The sequence below is a fragment of the Variovorax sp. GW458-11-26-14-LB1 genome (assembly GCF_059423965.1).
Genome location: NZ_JBWKYW010000060.1, coordinates 14,254 through 30,564, shown reverse-complemented (window position 1 = coordinate 30,564; position 16,311 = coordinate 14,254). Strand labels below are relative to the sequence as shown.

The 16,311-nt window shown below is 70.2% G+C and carries 15 protein-coding genes; 9 read left to right on the top strand and 6 right to left on the bottom strand.

The features are described from left to right. Window positions 1–14: 14 nt before the first annotated feature. Window positions 15–662, top strand: coding sequence for a response regulator (locus AC07YS_RS27875; RefSeq protein WP_495269373.1), 648 nt, complete (start codon window positions 15–17; stop codon window positions 660–662). Between the two features lie 16 nt (window positions 663–678). On the opposite strand, the gene AC07YS_RS27870 is transcribed toward AC07YS_RS27875, so the two are convergent. From AC07YS_RS27870 to AC07YS_RS27860, 3 genes are all read right to left on the bottom strand, one after another. Then, window positions 679–1,779, bottom strand: coding sequence for an agmatine deiminase family protein (locus AC07YS_RS27870; RefSeq protein ID WP_492725827.1), 1,101 nt, complete (start codon window positions 1,777–1,779; stop codon window positions 679–681). A 34-nt stretch (window positions 1,780–1,813) separates the two neighbouring features. Beyond that, window positions 1,814–2,977 carry an agmatine deiminase family protein gene (locus AC07YS_RS27865; protein WP_495269374.1) on the bottom strand — a complete coding sequence of 388 codons (1,164 nt, stop codon included), beginning with the start codon at window positions 2,975–2,977 and terminating at the stop codon, window positions 1,814–1,816. A 77-nt stretch (window positions 2,978–3,054) separates the two neighbouring features. Then, window positions 3,055–3,948: a LysR family transcriptional regulator gene (locus AC07YS_RS27860; RefSeq protein ID WP_495269375.1), complete on the bottom strand. Its 894-nt coding sequence runs from the start codon at window positions 3,946–3,948 to the stop codon at window positions 3,055–3,057. Between the two features lie 98 nt (window positions 3,949–4,046). On the opposite strand from AC07YS_RS27860, the gene AC07YS_RS27855 reads away from it, so the two are divergent. Next, the gene (locus AC07YS_RS27855; protein WP_495269376.1) at window positions 4,047–5,114 is read left to right on the top strand and encodes an agmatine deiminase family protein; all 1,068 of its coding nucleotides are present in this window, start codon (window positions 4,047–4,049) and stop codon (window positions 5,112–5,114) included. Here the strand turns inward: AC07YS_RS27855 and AC07YS_RS27850 are convergent. Continuing rightward, the gene (locus AC07YS_RS27850; protein WP_495269377.1) at window positions 5,111–6,856 is read right to left on the bottom strand and encodes an ATP-binding response regulator; all 1,746 of its coding nucleotides are present in this window, start codon (window positions 6,854–6,856) and stop codon (window positions 5,111–5,113) included. The genes AC07YS_RS27855 and AC07YS_RS27850 overlap by 4 nt on opposite strands. A gap of 160 nt (window positions 6,857–7,016) precedes the next feature. Here AC07YS_RS27850 and AC07YS_RS27845 point away from each other — a divergent pair, with 160 nt between their 5' ends. Next, complete coding sequence (locus AC07YS_RS27845; protein ID WP_062480494.1) at window positions 7,017–7,853, top strand: MurR/RpiR family transcriptional regulator; 837 nt, start codon at window positions 7,017–7,019, stop codon at window positions 7,851–7,853. A 24-nt stretch (window positions 7,854–7,877) separates the two neighbouring features. Here the strand turns inward: AC07YS_RS27845 and AC07YS_RS27840 are convergent, their stop codons facing one another. Next, window positions 7,878–8,639: an IclR family transcriptional regulator gene (locus AC07YS_RS27840; RefSeq protein ID WP_495269378.1), complete on the bottom strand. Its 762-nt coding sequence runs from the start codon at window positions 8,637–8,639 to the stop codon at window positions 7,878–7,880. A 90-nt stretch (window positions 8,640–8,729) separates the two neighbouring features. On the opposite strand from AC07YS_RS27840, the gene AC07YS_RS27835 reads away from it, so the two are divergent. From AC07YS_RS27835 to AC07YS_RS27815, 5 genes are read left to right on the top strand one after another with little or no spacing between them, the layout of a single operon-like run. Then, a complete protein-coding gene (locus tag AC07YS_RS27835; RefSeq protein ID WP_070059491.1) occupies window positions 8,730–9,527 on the top strand; it encodes an enoyl-CoA hydratase in 798 nt (265 codons plus the stop codon). Window positions 9,528–9,533: 6 nt separating this feature from the next. Further along, window positions 9,534–11,621, top strand: coding sequence for an acetate--CoA ligase family protein (locus tag AC07YS_RS27830; protein ID WP_495269379.1), 2,088 nt, complete (start codon window positions 9,534–9,536; stop codon window positions 11,619–11,621). A gap of 38 nt (window positions 11,622–11,659) precedes the next feature. Further along, complete coding sequence (locus AC07YS_RS27825) at window positions 11,660–12,628, top strand: tripartite tricarboxylate transporter substrate binding protein (protein ID WP_495269380.1); 969 nt, start codon at window positions 11,660–11,662, stop codon at window positions 12,626–12,628. Window positions 12,629–12,668: 40 nt separating this feature from the next. Then, window positions 12,669–13,859, top strand: coding sequence for an acyl-CoA dehydrogenase family protein (locus AC07YS_RS27820; protein ID WP_495269381.1), 1,191 nt, complete (start codon window positions 12,669–12,671; stop codon window positions 13,857–13,859). A 24-nt stretch (window positions 13,860–13,883) separates the two neighbouring features. After that, the gene (locus AC07YS_RS27815) at window positions 13,884–14,915 is read left to right on the top strand and encodes an acyl-CoA dehydrogenase family protein (protein ID WP_495269382.1); all 1,032 of its coding nucleotides are present in this window, start codon (window positions 13,884–13,886) and stop codon (window positions 14,913–14,915) included. Between the two features lie 6 nt (window positions 14,916–14,921). On the opposite strand, the gene AC07YS_RS27810 is transcribed toward AC07YS_RS27815, so the two are convergent. Next, window positions 14,922–15,572 (bottom strand): TetR/AcrR family transcriptional regulator, encoded by a 651-nt coding sequence (locus tag AC07YS_RS27810; protein WP_354346312.1) that lies wholly within the window; start codon window positions 15,570–15,572, stop codon window positions 14,922–14,924. Between the two features lie 119 nt (window positions 15,573–15,691). Between AC07YS_RS27810 and AC07YS_RS27805 the strand changes: the two genes are divergently transcribed. Continuing rightward, on the top strand, window positions 15,692–16,228 hold the full coding sequence (locus AC07YS_RS27805; RefSeq protein WP_495269383.1) for a peroxiredoxin-like family protein: 537 nt from the start codon (window positions 15,692–15,694) through the stop codon (window positions 16,226–16,228). Window positions 16,229–16,311 lie beyond the last annotated feature (83 nt).

Below are 16,311 nucleotides of genomic sequence, written 5' to 3'. Positions count from 1 at the left end.
GCCAGAATCGAAGGATGCCCGCCACCATCCTGTTGATCGACGACCACGCGATGTTTCGCGAAGGCCTGTTCCTCGCACTGCGCGAAGCCGAGCCTTCGATGACCGTCGCCACGGCCCGCAACGGCGCCGAAGCCCTCGAGGCGCTCGCCACTTTGCCCCGGCTCGACGCGGTGATGACCGACTACTACCTGCCCGACCTCGGCGGCGCGGCCTTGCTGGCCGAGCTGCACCGGCGGCGCGGCGGCCTGCGCATCCTGGTGCTGTCGGCCTCCGAAGATCCGCAGGACATCGACACCGCGCTCGACGCCGGCGCGCAGGGCTTCGTGCACAAGTCGGCCGACAGCCAGCAGCTCATGGACGCGCTGCGCCGTGTCATGGCGGGCGAGCAGAACGTGGTGCAGGCCTCGCCGGTGGGCGGTGCGTCGCTGCCCGTGCTGTCGACGCCCACCGACGTGCTGAGCACGCTCACGGCGCGGCAGGCCGAGGTGCTGCAGCTGCTGTGCGAAGGGCTGCGCAACGCCGAGATCGCGCTGCGCCTGGCCACCAGCGAGAAGACGATCAAGGCGCACATCTCGGCGATCTTCGGCGCGCTCGGCGTGACCAGCCGCACGCAGGCCGTGATCGCGGCGCGGCGCGCGGGCATGCTCGGGCGCCCGCGCTAGTCAGCGCCGCAACGCATCAACGCGGCTGCTGCTGCGTCGTGCAGTGGATGCCGCCGCCGCCCGCGGCAATGGCGTCGATGTCGAGCTGCACCACCTCGCGCTTGGGGAACAGCTCGCGCAGCAGCGCACGGGCGTTGCCGTCGGCGCGCGCGTCGCCGAACTGCGGTGCAATGACGGCGCCGTTGCAGACGTAGAAGTTGATGTAGCCCGCCGCGAACTCGTCCGACTCGTAGGTGCTGCGCACCGATTCCGGGCCGCGCAGCACTTCCACGCGCAGGCGCTGGCCGCGTGCATCGGTAGCCTGGCGCAGGATCTCCAGGTGGCGCCGGGTCACGGCGTGGTCGTAGGAGTCGGGGTCGTCGTCCAGGCCCGCAACCACCACGCCCGGTGCGGCAAAGCGCGCATAGAAGTCGGTGTGGCCGTCGGTGATGTCGCGGCCCGCGATGCCGGGCAGCCAGATGATCTTGCGCAGGCCCAGCAGGCGCTTGAGCTCGGCTTCGCAGGCCTCCTTGCGCAGGCCGGGGTTGCGGTTGGCGTTGAGCACGCAGCTCTCGGTGATGATGGCCGTGCCCGCGCCGTCGACCTCGATGCCGCCGCCTTCGAGCACGAGCCGCGTGCGCAGGCGCTGCACCTCGGCGGCGTCGGTCACGTACTCGGCCACCTCGGCGTCGCGCGCATGCGACTGCTTGTTGCCCCAGCCGTTGAAGTTGAAATCGACGCCGGCCCATTCGCCCGCGCCGTTGCGCACGAACACGGGGCCGGTGTCGCGCATCCACAGGTCGTCCACCGGCTGCACCTCGAGCGTCACGCGGTTGCCGCACAGGCGCGCGGCCAGGTCGTGCTCCTGCTCGCGCACCAGCAGGTGCACGGGCTCGAAGGCGGCGATGGTGCGGGCGATCTGCGCCAGGTGCTCGCGCGCCGGCTTCAGCAGGCGCCGTCCCCAGACCCGTTCGCTGGGGCCGAAGGACATCCAGGTGGCGCGGTGCGCGTCGCCCTCGTCGGGCATGTGCCAGGTGTCGGGCGCCGCGGCGGTGGCCGTGGCGACCAGGCCCAACGAGGCCAGGGGCGCGAGGCCCATGCCGTGCAGCAGGCGGCGGCGGGTCAGGGGAAGGTGCATGTCGGTCTCCGGAATCAGGGGAGCGGGCGCGGCATCACGCCGGTTCCTGTTGCGTCGTGCAGTGGATGCCGCCACCGCCCGCGGCGATGGCGTCGATGTCCAGCTGCACGATCTGGTGGCTGGGCAGGTGCGCGGCCAGCGCCGCGCGGGCTGCGCTGTCGGCCACGGCGTCGCCGAACTCGGGCAGGAACACCGCCTTGTCGGTGAGGAAGAAGTTGACGTAGCCGGCCGCGAACTCCTTGCGTGCAAAGGTGGGGCGCACCTGGCTCGGCGTCTTCAGCGTGACGATCTGCAAGGGGCGCCCGCGCGCGTCGGTGGCGCCGGTCAGCAGTTCCAGGTGGCGGTGTGTCACGGCGTGGTCGTACGATTTCGGGTCGGTGTCCAGCGCCGCCACGACCACGCCGGGCTTGAGAAAGCGCGCATAGAAGTCGGTGTGGCCGTCGGTGATGTCGCGGCCCGCGATGCCCGGCAGCCAGATGATCTTGTCCAGCCCCAGCATGCGCTTGAGTTCGGCCTCCACGTCGGCCTTGCTGACGCCCGGGTTGCGGTTCTTGTTGAGCACGCAGCTCTCCGTGATGATCGCCGTGCCCTGGCCATCGACCTCGATGCCGCCGCCTTCCATCACGAGGCTGCTGCGCAGCAGCGGCACGCCCGTGAGTTCGGCCATGCGCGCGGCCACCGTGGCGTCGCGCGCATGGGCCTGCTGGTTGCCCCAGCCGTTGAAGTTGAAGTTCACGGCGGCGCGCTCGCCACGGGCGTTGCACACGAAGACGCAGCCGGTGTCGCGCATCCAGAGGTCGTCGATGGCGTGTTCGATCAGGTGCACGTTGGAGCCGCACAGTTGGCGGGCCGTGGAAGCATCCGCGGGGTTCACCAGCATCTTGACCGGTTCGTAGACGCTGATGGCATTGGCGATGCGCGCCAGCGCCTGGAACACCGGCTGGCGCATCTCGGCCGTCCAGATGGATTCGCGCGCGGCGAAGGCCATCCACACGGCGCGGTGGGCGTCGCCTTCGTCGGGCATGCGCCAGCCGGACGCGGGCGCCGGGGCGGGTGCCGGCGAAGGGGTCGGCATGGGCACGGGGAAGGGTGGCAGCATGCCGCTGCCGCTCCCACCACCGCCGCCGCCACAGGCGGTCACGAGTCCACCGAAAAGGCCCAGGCCGCCCAGGCCCAGGAGAGTGCGTCGCGTTGTCATTGGAATCAGGGTTATTACTAAGTTCTAGGAAGCCCCGGATTCTGTCGACGCCTATCTATCTACACAATTGATGTCTTTTAAAGGGATTGATCGATCTGGCTCATATCACCGGCGTCTTCCTGCGCAAACCGCCGCAGGCTGTCGAACACCTCCCGCACCAGCGGCAGGCGTGAGGGGCCTTCGGCGCACGCGATCCAGAGGGTGCCCAGCGGCAGGCTCGGGCGGTCCGGCAACTGTCGCAATTGCCCGGTGCGCAGCGCGTCGTCGGCCAGCAGGCGCGACACCAGCGCGATGCCCCGGCCGCGCAAGGCCGCGTCGAGCACCAGGCGCGGGTCGTCGTAGATCGCGGCCTTGCGCAGGCCGCCGAAATGCGCGCGGATGAAGGGGCCGATGCGGTCGCTCGTGAGGTCTTCTTCGAGGCACAGCAGGCCGAGGTTGTCTTCCTCTTTCTGCGTGGGCGGCCCGACGGCCACGAGTTCGTCGGTGAGCAGCGGCACCTCGAACACACCCTCTTGCCGCAGCGGCGCGCGGGTGATGGCGATGTCCACGTCGAGTTCGTCGATGAAGCGCGCGCTCTCGTCGACCGAGATGATCGGGCACAGGTCGGGGTGCGCCTGCAGCAGCCGGTCGACCCGCGGCTGCAGCCAGCCGCTGGCCACGGGCGCGGGACACACCAGCGTGACGAGCCGGTCGTCCATGTAGGTCTCGATGCGGGCCAGCCCGTTGCGGATGTGCTCGAGCGACTTGCCCACGCTGTCCAGCAGCAGGCTGCCCGCCACCGTCAGCTCCACGCCGCGCCCCTTGCGCCGGAACAGCGGCTGGCCGACCTGCTGCTCCAGCTGCGAGATCTGGTGGCTGACGGCGGACTGCGAGACGAACAGCTCTTCCGCCGCGCGCGAGTAGTTGCCCAGGCGCGCCGCCGCCTCGAAGCCGATGAGGAACTTGAAAGAGGGCAGTCGGGTGTTGGACATATGAATGGGGCCGATGAATTCAGCCAAGAAATGTCGCTTTTTCATCGAAGGAATTCAAGTCAGAGTGGGCGTCCCTGCAATTTCTTCTGAAGGACCCTTTGATTTCCAACGATTTCGACGCTCGCCGCGCCGGCCTGCGCATGCCCGCCGAATGGGAGCCGATGGCCGCCACCTGGCTGGGCTGGCCGGTGCTCGACCACCGCGAAGCCCTGTGGGGCGCGCACTATGACGCGGTCTGCCGCGCGTTCGGCCTGCTGGCGCGCACCATCGCGCGCTACCAGCGCTGCATCGTGGCCGCGCACGCACCGCTGGCCGACGCGGCCCGCGCGGTCTGCGGCCCGCAGGTGCGCGTGGTGCCCATCGCGGCCGAAGACAACTGGCTGCGCGACTGCGGTCCGATCTTCCTCGTCGATGAGCACCAGGTCAGCCAGACCGCGGTGGGCTTCCGCTTCAACGCGTGGGGCGAGAAGTACCACCCGCACGACGGCTGCCAGCGCGCCGCCGCCGACATCGCCGCGCTGGCCGGCGTGCCGCTGGTGCGTTCGGACATGGTGCTCGAAGGCGGCGCCTTCTACGTGGACGGGCAGGGCACGCTGCTCACCACCGAGAGCTGCCTGCTGCACCCGAACCGCAACCCGGGCCTGCGCAAGACGGAGATCGAGGCCGAGCTGCGGCGCATGCTGGGCGTGCACAAGATCGTCTGGCTGCCGGGCCACGCGGCCGAGGTGGAGACCGACGGCCACGTCGACGGCATCGCGTCGTTCATGGCGCCGGCCCGCATTCTTTTCAATGCGGCCGACCCCGACCAGGGCGACTACTTTCGCGCGATGCAGGAGAACCGCCGCGCGCTCGAACTGGCGACCGACGCGTGCGGCCGTCGCTTCGAGATCCTCGATCTGCCCGTGCCGCGCGACGTGCACAGCTACGGCAGCGCGCGCTTCTGCGACCTCTATTCGAACTACATCCTCGTCAACGGCGCGGTGATCTCGACCGCCTTCGGCGTGCCGCGCGATGCGCAGGCGCGCGAGGTGTTCGCGCGTGCGTTCCCGGGCCGCCGCGTCGAGCTGCTGCCCATCGACGCGATCTCGCTGGGCGGTGGCGCCGTGCACTGCTCGACGCAGCAGCAGCCGATGCAGGGGAATCGCCTGGCCGTGCGCGGCTTCTAGGGCGCGATCAGCTGCGACACCGTCGCCTGCAGCTGCGCCGGGTCCACCGGCTTGTGCAGCATCTGCCAGCCGCGGGCCGCCACGTCGCTCAGGCGCCGTGGGTCGGTGTCGCCGCTCACGATCAGCGCGGGAATCGCGTCGTCGTTGTATTCCTCGTGCAGGCGGTCGACCACGTCGATGCCGGTCTCGCCCGCGCGCAGGCGGTAGTCGCTGATGATCAGCGCCGGCTTGCCGGGCTGGCGCGCGGCGAGCGCCAGCAGCTCGTCGCCGCCTTCGGCCGCGATCACCCGCAGGCCCCAGCTTTCGAGCAGCAGCTGCAGGCCCAGGCGGCTTTCGCCGTCGTCCTCGGCCACGAGCACGAGGCGGCCGGTGTCGGCCGGCAGCGGCGCAGGCGGCGCCTCGGGCGCGGGCAGCGCCTGGCGCGCCAGCGGCACCGTCACCGAGAACACCGTGCCCCGGCCGACGCGCGAGCGCAGCGCCAGCGGATGGCCCAGCAGCGCGGCCGTGCGCCGCACGATGGCCAGGCCCAGGCCCAGCCCCTTGGTGCGGTCGCGCTCGGGGTTGCCGAGCTGGTGGAACTCCCAGAACACCTGTTCCTGCTCGGTGGGCGGAATGCCGGGGCCGGTGTCCCACACCTCGATGCGCAGCGCGTCGGCACCCGCGCGGCGGCAGCCGATGAGCACGCCGCCGCGCGCCGTGTAGCGGATCGCGTTCTCCACCAGGTTGCGCAGCACGCGGTCGAGCAGCGCGGGGTCGGAGTGCACCACCGCATCGCCCGCGCGCAACCGCAGCGACAGCGCTTTGCCCGCCGCCTGCGGCGCGAACTCCAGCTGGATCTGGTCGAGCAGGCGCGCCAGCGCAAACGGCCGCGCCTTCACGCGCACCACGCCCGCGTCGAGCCGCGAGATGTTGAGCAGGCCTTCGAACAGCAGCCCCATCGCCGCGGCGGCGCGGCCGATGCTGTCGACCACGTGCCGGCTTGCCGCCGGCAGCGCCTGCCCGCGCAGCACGCCCACGAACAGGCTCAGCGCATGCACCGGCTGGCGCAGGTCGTGGCTGGCCGCGGCAAGGAAGCGCGACTTGGCGAGGTCGCTGCGCTCGGCCGCGTCTTTCTCCAGGCGCAGCTGGCGCAGCAGGTAGAGGTTTTCGAAACGCAGCTCGAGCGAATCGACCTGCGTGCGGTACATGCGCTGCGCGAAGGCCAGCGTGACGAACAGGTAGAGCACGCCGGCTGCCGACATCACGCGCAGCAGCACGTCGTCGAGCGTGGCCATCGCGAGGATCGCGGGCGCGAAGTACGTCACCTGGAAACCGTAGAGCAGGCCCAGGTCGATGCAGTAGGCGTAGATCGCGCCCGTGCCCATGGTGAGCATCGCCACCACGATGAACATCTGCTGCGGCAGCGACACCTGCAGCATCCACCCCGCGAGCGGCAGCCCCCACAGCAACCCGCCGAGCACCGCGCCGACCATCGCGCCGCGCCGCCAGCGCCGCAGCGCGCCCGGGTCGTGCTCTGCGTGCCGGTAGCGCGCCACCTGCCAGGCGCGCGCCGCCGTCAGCACCGCGTTGGCGGCCACCCAGGCCAGCAGCTGCTCGTGCGCAACCGCGCCCCAGAGCGCCGCGACCACCAGCCCCGCCGTGAGCATCACGCCGAGCAGCGAGAACGGAAAGTTGCGCCGCAAGGCAGCCATGCGCGCGGCAAAGACGGGGTCGGCGGGCGTCGTGGGTGGGGTGGCGCTCATCGGTGTGTGGACGGAGGGGGAGGTGGGATCGTCGAAGGTGGCGATCCCAAGGTAACGCGTGGCGTGGGGGGCGTCATGGGACTTTAGTCCAATGCCTGCGCTTGCCCGAGGCCGCGGGGGCGGCATGGCATCATCGTGCGCCGCTTCCCACCGCCCACCCATGTCCGCCGATTCCTTCGTCCGCCGCGTTCGCAGCCAGCTCGACCAGTTGTCCGCGACCGAACGCCAGCTTGCCGACTTCGTCCTGGAGTTTCCCGGCGAGCTGGCCAGCTATGCGGGCAACGAACTGGCGGAGCTGGCGGGCGTGTCGCCCTCCACGGTGAGCCGCTTCATCCGGCGCATCGGCTACGAGAACTACGAAGAGGCGCGGCGCCAGGTGCGCGAAGAAAAGCAGACGGGCTCGCCGCTGTTCCAGAACGCCACCGAAGCCTCCAAGCGCGGGCACCTCGTGGCCACGCACTTCCAGCAGTCGCAGGCCAACCTGGCGAGCACCTTCGAGCGCCTGAGCGACAAGCAGATGGCCGAGATCGTGAAGGCGATCATCGGCGCGGGGCAGGTGCTGATCTTCGGCACGCGCAGCAGCCACGCGTTCGCGCTGTACCTGCGCTGGCAGATCATCCAGGTGGTGCCACGCGTCACGGCCATTCCGGGTCCCGGCGAGACGCTGGCCGAGCACCTGGCGGGGCTGGGCGAGCGCGACTGCGTGATCGTGTTCGGCACGCGCCGCCAGACGCGCCAGCTCGACACGCTGCTGGCGGGCGCGCAGCGCGTCGGCGCCAAGATCGTCTACATCAGCGACCGCGCCTCGCCCGACTTTGCGGGCGCCACCTGGTCGCTGCAATGCGACTGCCGCGGCCCGGGGCTGCTCGACAACCACGCGGCCGTGATGGGCGTGTGCGACCTGATCGCCACGATGGTGATCGAGGCCGCCGGCTCGGCCGGGCGCAAGCGGCTGGCGGCGATCGAGCTGGGGCACGAGGAAAACGGCGAGCTCTGAAGGAGCACTCGGCTCCCGCGCTGTCTACTTTGCCGCTTCGCTGCGCGGCAACTGCGCCTTCAACAACAACGCCATCTCCTTCTTGCGCGCCGGCGGCAGCCGCGGCGTGATGGCGCCGAAGCTGATCGCCGCCAACGTGGTGGCCGACGCCGCAAACGTGCGCCCCACGCCTGACACCCCTTCGGTGAGCGTGTCCACGATGTCCGCATGGCCCGCCGCGCGCGTGCGCTTCACGGCCTGCTTCATGCGCTCGCGGGTGAAGCCAGCCTGCGCGTACTCGGCGGTGTGGCGCTCGAGGATGCGGTCGATCTCGGCATCGGTGAGCGCGGCCATCAGCGCCAGCCCGCCCGCGCCCAGGCCGAGCAGGCGGCGTCCGCCGACGTCAGTGGTGAACACCTTCACCGGAAAGTGCCCCTCTTCGCGGTGCAGGCACACGCAGTAGTCGCCCTGGCGGATCACGAGGAACACGGTGTCGCCCGACATGCGTGCGAGCTTTTGCATGAGCGCGCGGCACGAGTCCACCAGCGGCACGCGGCGCATCGAGGCAAAGCCCAGCTGCATGGCGTCGATGCCCAGGCGGTAGGCCTTGCCGTCGGGGTCGCGCTCGGCGAACTGTTCCTCGGCCAGGCACGACAGCAGGCGGTGCACGGTGGAGCGCTCCAGGCCCGAGGCGGCGATCACTTCGGTGAGCTTGATGCCTTCCTCGTGGTGCTCGCCCAGCAGGCGCAGCAGCTGCAGGGCGCGCCGCAGGCTCTGGGCGCCGGCGGTCTCTCTGGGTTCGTCCATATAGTGGGAAAAATTGGAATTAGTGTTTGGGATGCAGGAATTTCGAAGTCTAAACTGCCCCCGCCCCAGACACAGACCCGGAGACACACGATGGCGTACGACACCCTCGAAATCGAACACCACGGCGCCGTGCGCCGCATCCTGCTGGCCCGCGACGCCCAGCGCAACGCCCAGAGCCAGCAGATGCTGGACGAGCTCATGGCCGCCTTCGACGACGCCGCGCGCGACGACACGGTGAACGCCGTGGTGCTCGGCGGCAAGGGCGCGCACTTCTCGGCCGGCCACGACCTCAAGCAGGCGCAGGCCGAGCGCGCGAACTTCACGGTGGAAGAGCGCTGGGCCTACGAAGAGCTGCGCTACTTCGACTACTCGATGCGCATCTGGGACTTTCCCAAGCCCACCATCGCGCAGGTGCAGGGCGCCTGCGTGGCGGGCGGCTTCATGATCGCCAACATGTGCGACCTGGTGGTCGCGGGCGAGTCGGCCTTCTTCAGCGACCCCGTGGGCCACACGCTGGGCGCGGCGGCCACCGAGGTGCTGATCCACCCCTGGGTGATGGGCGCGCGCAAGGCCAAGGAAATGCTCTACACCGGCGGCAAGCTGTCGGCGCAGGAGGCGCACGCCATCGGCATGGTCAACCGCGTCGTGCCCGATGCCGAGCTGGCCGACGCCGCGCTGGCGCTCGCGCAGCAGATCGCCAAGGCGCCGCCGTTCGGGCTGCGCCTGATCAAGCGCTCGATCAACCGCACGCTCGACGCGCAGGGCCTGCGCACCGCGCTGGCCGCGCACTTCGACACGCACCAGCTCTCGCACCTGAGCGAGGGCTTTCTCACGGCCCGCGACCGCGGCCTGGCTTCGGCCATCCAGAAGAACCCCGCCTCCGCCTGAATCAAGATGACCTTGCACCGTCTCGAACCCCTGCTGAACCCGGCCTCGATCGCCGTGGTCGGCGCCAGCGGCAATGCCGCGCGCATCGGCGGCATGCCGCTCGCGCACCTCACGAAATTCGGCTACCGGGGCGCGATCTACCCGATCAACCCGAAGTACGAAGAAGTCTTCGGCCTGCGCTGCTGGCCCGACCTCGAAGCGCTGCCCGTCGCGCCCGACCTGGTGGTGCTGGCGCTGGCCGCGGCCGAGGTCACGCCGATGCTCCAGCGCTGCCAGGCGCGCGGCGTGCGCGCGGTCATCGTGTATGCCGCGGGCTTTGCCGAAGCCGGTGACGCGGGCGCCGCGCTGCAGGCCGAGCTGGAGGCCTTCGTGGCCACCACCGACATGGTGGTCGCGGGCCCGAACGCCATGGGCTTTGCCAACCTCAACACGCAGGCCCACACCAACTTCGCCTCCGTGTTCAACACCGCGCCGATGCAGCAGGGCCCGGGCCGCGTGAGCCTGCTCACGCAAAGCGGCAACGTCTGCGCGGCCGTGTACGCCATTGCGCGCCGGCTGGGCGTGGACTTCAGCCACTTCATCAACACCGGCAACGAAGCCTGCGTGGACTTCGCGCAGTACCTCGAATACCTGGCGCAGGACGACGCCACCGAGGTGGGCATCGGCTACATCGAGGAACTGCGCGACGGCCCGCGCTTCATGGAGGCCGCGGCCGAGTTCGTGCGGCGCGACAAGCTGCTCATCCTCTACAAGGCCGGCGAGACCGAGAAGGGCTCCGAGGCCGTGCGCTCGCACACCTCGGCGCTGGCGGGCGACCAGCAGATCTACCAGGCGGCGTTTCGCCAGCTCAACATCATCCAGAGCCACGACTTCGCGCAGATGGCGCAACTCGCGCACCTGGCCGGTTACCGGCAGCGCAGCGCCGGCAAGCGCGTGGCGATCATCACCATCTCGGGCGCGCTGGGCGCGATCCTGGCCGACAAGTTCATCGGCCAGGGGCTCGACGTGCCCACGCTGCCGCAGCCGCTGCAGGACCAGCTGCGCGCCGGCATTCCCGACTACGGCATGGTCTCCAATCCGGTCGACGTGACGGGCAACGTGGTGAACGACCCCGGCTTCGTGCGCACCGCGATGGAAGCGCTGGCCGTGTCCGACGCCATCGACGCCATCGTGGTCTACGCGCCGGGCTACATGCTCGACCGCATGGCCGACGACCTGTGCGCCGTGGCCGAGAGGCACCCGCGCCTGATCGTCGCCATCGACACCGGCGCAGCGAAGACGCGCGAGCAACTGCGCGCGGGCGGCGTGCCGGTGTTCGAGGACATCGGCGTGGCCGTGTCGGCGCTGTCGCCCTTCCTGCTGTGGCAGGAGCGACGCAAGCACAACCCCTGGCTGCAGGTGCGCAGCCAGCCCGCGCCCGCGCGCGCCACGCTGGCGGGCCGGGCCGACGAGCACTCCACCAAGCGCTACCTTGCCGAGTTCGGCGTGCAGCCGGTCGACGAGGCCGTGGCACGCACGGCAGACGAAGCCGCGGCCGTGGCCGAGCGGCTGGGCTTTCCGGTCGTGCTCAAGGTGCTCAGCGCCGACATCGCGCACAAGACCGAAGCCGGCGGCGTGCGCCTGCGCCTGGGCAATGCGCAAGAGGTGCGCAAGGCCTTCGACGAAGTGATGGCTTCGGCGCGCGCCTACGCGCCCACGGCGCAGATCGACGGCGCGCTGCTGCAGAAGATGGAAGCGGGGCAGGCCGAGCTCATCCTCGGCGCCACGCGCGACCCGGTGTTCGGCATGACGCTCACCGTGGGCCTGGGCGGCGTGCTCACCGAGCTGTACAAGGACGTGAGCCACCGCGTGCTGCCGGTCGACGAGGCGATGGCGCGCGACATGCTGGGCGAGCTCAAGGCCTTTCCGCTGCTCACGGGCTACCGCGGCCGGCCGCTGGGCGACGTCGAGGCTGCGTGCCGCGCCATCGCCGGATTTTCACGCGCCGTGCTGGCGCTGCAGGAACAGGCAGACGAGGTCGAAGTCAACCCGCTGCTCGTGAAGGAACAGGGCCAGGGCGTGCGCGCGCTCGACGCGCTGGTCCTGGCTTCGTAGACACAACCACAACCATCGACAGAGACAGGAGACATCCCATGTTCAAGAAAGCACTGGCCTGCGTGGCCCTGGCCGCCGCCGCGCTCATGGGCGGCACCGCCGTGGCGCAGACCTACCCGACCAAGCCCGTCACGCTCGTCGTGCCGTTCTCGCCCGGCGGCGCGGCCGACATCATGTCGCGCCTGCTCGCCGAGCGGCTGCACAAGCGCCTGGGCCAGCCCGTGCTGGTGGAGAACAAGCCCGGCGCCGGCACCATGATCGCGTCGGAGTACGTCGCCAAGGCCGCCCCCGACGGCCACACGCTGCTGCTCGCGGCCTCGTCGCTGGGCATTGCGCCCAGCCTGTACAGCAAGGTCAACTACGACCCGGTGAAAGACTTCGCGCCGGTCTCGCAGGTGGCCTCGGTGGTGCACGTGCTGGTGGTGCATCCGAGCATTCCGGCGAAGAACGTGGGCGAACTCGTGAGCTGGCTCAAGGCCAACCCCAACAAGGCCAACTACGGCTCGGTGGGCGCGGGCACGTCCACGCACCTGGAGGCCGAGCTCTTCAACAGCGTGGCCGGCGTGAAGATGCAGCACATCCCCTACAAGGGCAGCGCGCCCGCGCTCACCGACATGATCGGCGGCCAGCTGCAGGTGATGTTCGACGCCTACGCGTCCTCGGGCCCCTTCATCAAGGACGGCAAGGTGCGCCTCCTGGCCGTGACCACGGCGCAGCGCTCGCAGTCGCTGCCCGACACGCCCACCGTCGCCGAGTCGGGCCTGCCCGGCTACGAGGCCATGCCGTGGCTGGGCGTGGTCGCGCCGGCCAGGACGCCCCCGGCGGTCGTGACCAAGCTGCACGACGAGCTGCAGGAAGTGCTCAAGGAACCCGAGGTGAAGGACAGGTTCCGCAGCCTGGGCCTGGACATCATCGGCAACAAGCCCGAGGAGTTCGCGGCGTTCCTGCGCAAGGACATCGTCAAGTGGGCCAAGGTCATCAAGGACTCCGGCGCAAAGGCCGACTGACCTGCGCGATCCATCAGCAAGAACGAGAAAGCAGACAAGCATGCAAGTGGGTTACTCGGCGCAAGACGAAGCCTTCCGCCTCACGTTGCGCGACTGGTTCGAGACGCACTATCCGCGCTTCGTCGCGGCCTGGCCCGGCGGCGCGCCCGACGCCAACGAGCTGACCTGGCGCCGCGCCTGGGAAGACCACGTGTGCCAGGCCGGCTGGTCGGGCCTGGGCTGGCCCGAGGCCCACGGCGGCAAGGCCTGGCCGCTCACGCGGCAGGCCATCTTCCACGAGGAGCAGGCCCGCATCGGCGCGCCGCTGGGCGTGAACATCATCGGCCACGGCATCCTGGCGCCCACGCTGATCCACTTCGCGAGCGAGGCGCAGAAGGCACGCTTTCTGCCCGGCATTTTGAGCAACCGCGAGATCTGGTGCCAGGGCTATTCCGAGCCCGGCGCGGGCTCCGACCTCGCGGCGCTGTCCACGCGCGCCGAGCGGCGTGGCGACCACTACGTGCTCAACGGCCACAAGGTGTGGACCTCGTTCGCACACATTGCTGACCACTGCTTCGTGCTCGCGCGCACCGACGCCACGGCCGCGCGCCACAAGGGCATCAGCTTCCTGCTGGTCGACATGAAGAGCCCCGGCGTGCGCGTGGAACCCATCCGCCAGATCACGGGCGAGTCGGACTTCAACGAGGTCTTCTTCGAGGACGTGAAGGTGCCGCTCGACGCGCTGGTAGGCGAGGAGAACGGCGGCTGGCGCCTGGCGATGGCCGCCGCGAGCTTCGAGCGCGGCACCTACTTCATTCCGCGCCAGGTGCGCTTCACGCAGGAGCTGGGCGCGCTCACGCGGCTGGCGGCCGGCGAGCAAAGGGGCGGACGCCCCGCGCTCGACTGCCCGCACCTGCGGCGCGACCTCGCGCGGCTGGCGGTCGACAGCCATGTGCTCAAGCTCAAGTCGTACCGCGCGCTCACGCACGCGATGCGCGGCGGCCCGCCGGGGCCCGAGGGCTCGTCGACCAAGCTGCACTGGAGCGAGTCGCACCAGAAGCTGCTCGCCACCGCCATGGAAGTGCTGGGCGAGCGCGCGCTGGCCGGCCCCGAGCCCACGGGCGCCGACTCGCAGGCCGCGGCCTGGGTGCGCGACTACCTGTGGACGCGCGCCGAAACCATCCTGGCGGGCACCTCCGAAGTGCAGCGCAACATCCTGGCCGAGCAGATGCTGGGCCTGCCCAAGAACTGATTGAAGACGACGACACGACCCGCCATGGATTTCGCATTGAACGACGAGCAGCAGATGCTGCATGCGTCGGCCCACCGCTTCTTCGCCGACCACCACCCGCTCGCGCGCGCACGGCGCGCCTTGCCCTGGACCGATGCCACGCAGCCGTCGCTGTGGGCCGACATGGCCGGAATGGGCTGGATGGCGCTGCTGGTGCCCGAAGCGCACGACGGCCTGGGGCTCGGCATGAGCGAGGCCTGCATCGTGGCCGAGGCCGCAGGCCAGCAACTGCTGAACCTGCCGCTGGCTGGCAGCGCCGTGCTGTTGCCGCTGTGGTTGCAGGCGTGTGGTGAGGCACCGTCCGATGCGTTGAGTGACTGGGTGCGTGCGGCAATGGCGGGCGAGCGCGCCTTCCATTGCATCGCCGACGGTGATAGTTGGATCGACCACGCGGGGCAGGCGTCGGACCTCGTGGTGGTGCAGGGCTGGCATGACGACGCCGTGCCACTGCGCGTGGCGCTGCGGCCGATGCCCGAGGGCGCAGCATCCGATGCGCTCGATCCCACGCTGCGACAAGCACCGGCGGCTCCCGCGCCATCGCTCGCGTGGGAGACGCTGCCCATCACGCCCGAAGCGCGTGCCCGCGTGCGCGCCGCGCATCGCGTCGCGCTGTCGGCGGAACTCGTCGGCGTCGCGCAGGCCGCACTCGACCTCGCCAGCGCCTATGCCCGCGAGCGCGTGCAGTTCGGCAAGCCCATCGGCAGCTACCAGGCCATCAAGCACCAGCTCGCCAACGCCTGGATGGGCGTGGACAACGCGCGCCTGGCCGTGCGCTACGCCGCCGCCGCGCTCGACGGCGGCCTGCCCGACTGGCGCTTCGCCTGCGCCGCGGCCGAGTTCACCGCCATCGAAGGCGCGCAGCAGGCCACGCGCACGGCGATCCAGGTGCATGGCGGCATGGGCTTCACCTGGGAGCACGACGCGCACCTGTACCTGAAGCGCGCGCAGCACCTGGCGACGCGCCTGGGCGGTGTCTCGCGCGCGCTGGACCAGGTCGAGGCGCTGGCCCTGGCCTGAGCGGCGTCAGGCCTGCGGCGCAGCATCCGCGCGCAGGCCATCGATCAGCAGCGACAGGCTCGCCCGGAACTCGGTCTCCGCGTCGCTGGCCGTGGCGGCGGTGGCGATCTCGATCAGGTGCGGGAACCGGTCCGGTGGCAGGGCCTGGAAGCGCGCGATGGTGTCGTCGGGCGATTCGTCGGCCTGCAGCGTGAGCGGCCCGGCCAGCTCCGCCTGCGCGGCGCCCATGATGAGCGCGGACACCGCGCGAAAACCCACGAGCAGGCGGGCGCCGCTGCGGCCGCTCTGGGCCAGCGTGCGCAGCAGGGCTTCGGTCACTTCGAACACCGCGGGCGAGCGGCTGCGCTTCGTGAGGATCAGGGGAATCACATGGGGATGGTCGCGGATCACACGCCACAGCGCGATCGCGATGTCCTCCAGCGCTTCATGCCAGGGCAGGCGGTCGTCGGTCTCCCAGCGCACCTTGCCCAGCACCGCCTCGACCACGAGCATCTCCAGCTCCTCGCGTTGCGAGACGTAGTTGTAGAGCGTCATCGCGCCGGTTTCCAGCCGGCTCGCGAGCGCGCGCATGGTCAGGCCGGAGAGGCCGTCCGCGTCGACCAGCGCCAGCGCGGCCTGCTGGAGCTGTTCACGGGTGAATTTGGCGGGACGTCCCACGCTTGACTCCGTTCTCGAAGAGGTTGTAAAGTAATAAACGTACAGTGTACTTAAAAATCGGAAGACGCTTTCCAGCCACCCGGCCCGGCGTCTTCGCAACCCTTCCTGAAGGATCATCGATGAAGTTCTCGCCCGGCGATGTGGTGCCCGCCACGGCCCTGGAAACGATCCACGGAAAGCCCTTGCAGCTGCCGGACGCCGGTTCGCGCTGGGTCCACCTGCAGTTTCGCCGCTTCGCGGGCTGCCCGGTCTGCAACTTCCATCTGATGACCTTTGCCCGAAGGCAGGGCGAGCTGGCGGCGGCGGGCATTCGCGAGGTCGTGCTCTTTCACTCGTCCGCGCAGGAGATGCGCAAGTACCAGGCGCAGCTGCCGTTCGACTGCGTGGCCGATCCCGCCAAGGCGCACTACCGGCGCTTCGGCGTGGAGACCTCGCGGCTGGCGTTCCTGCATCCGCGCGTCTTTTGGAGCGGCCTGCGCTGGGTGCTCGCGACGGGCCGCTTCTACAGGAAGGCGGAAAACGGCATCACGGGTTTGCCAGCCGACGTGCTCATCGACGCGCGGGGCACCGTGGTTGCCGTCAAGTACGGCGGGCACGCGGACGACCATTGGGAGGTCGACGAACTGCTGGCGCTGGCCGGCGCCGCGAGTGCCTAGACAGCGGCGCACGCCCTCGGTGCGCCAGCGCACACTGCAGGTGCGCTCGGGCGCCGCTTGCCAGCCCAACCCCGGAGAACCCG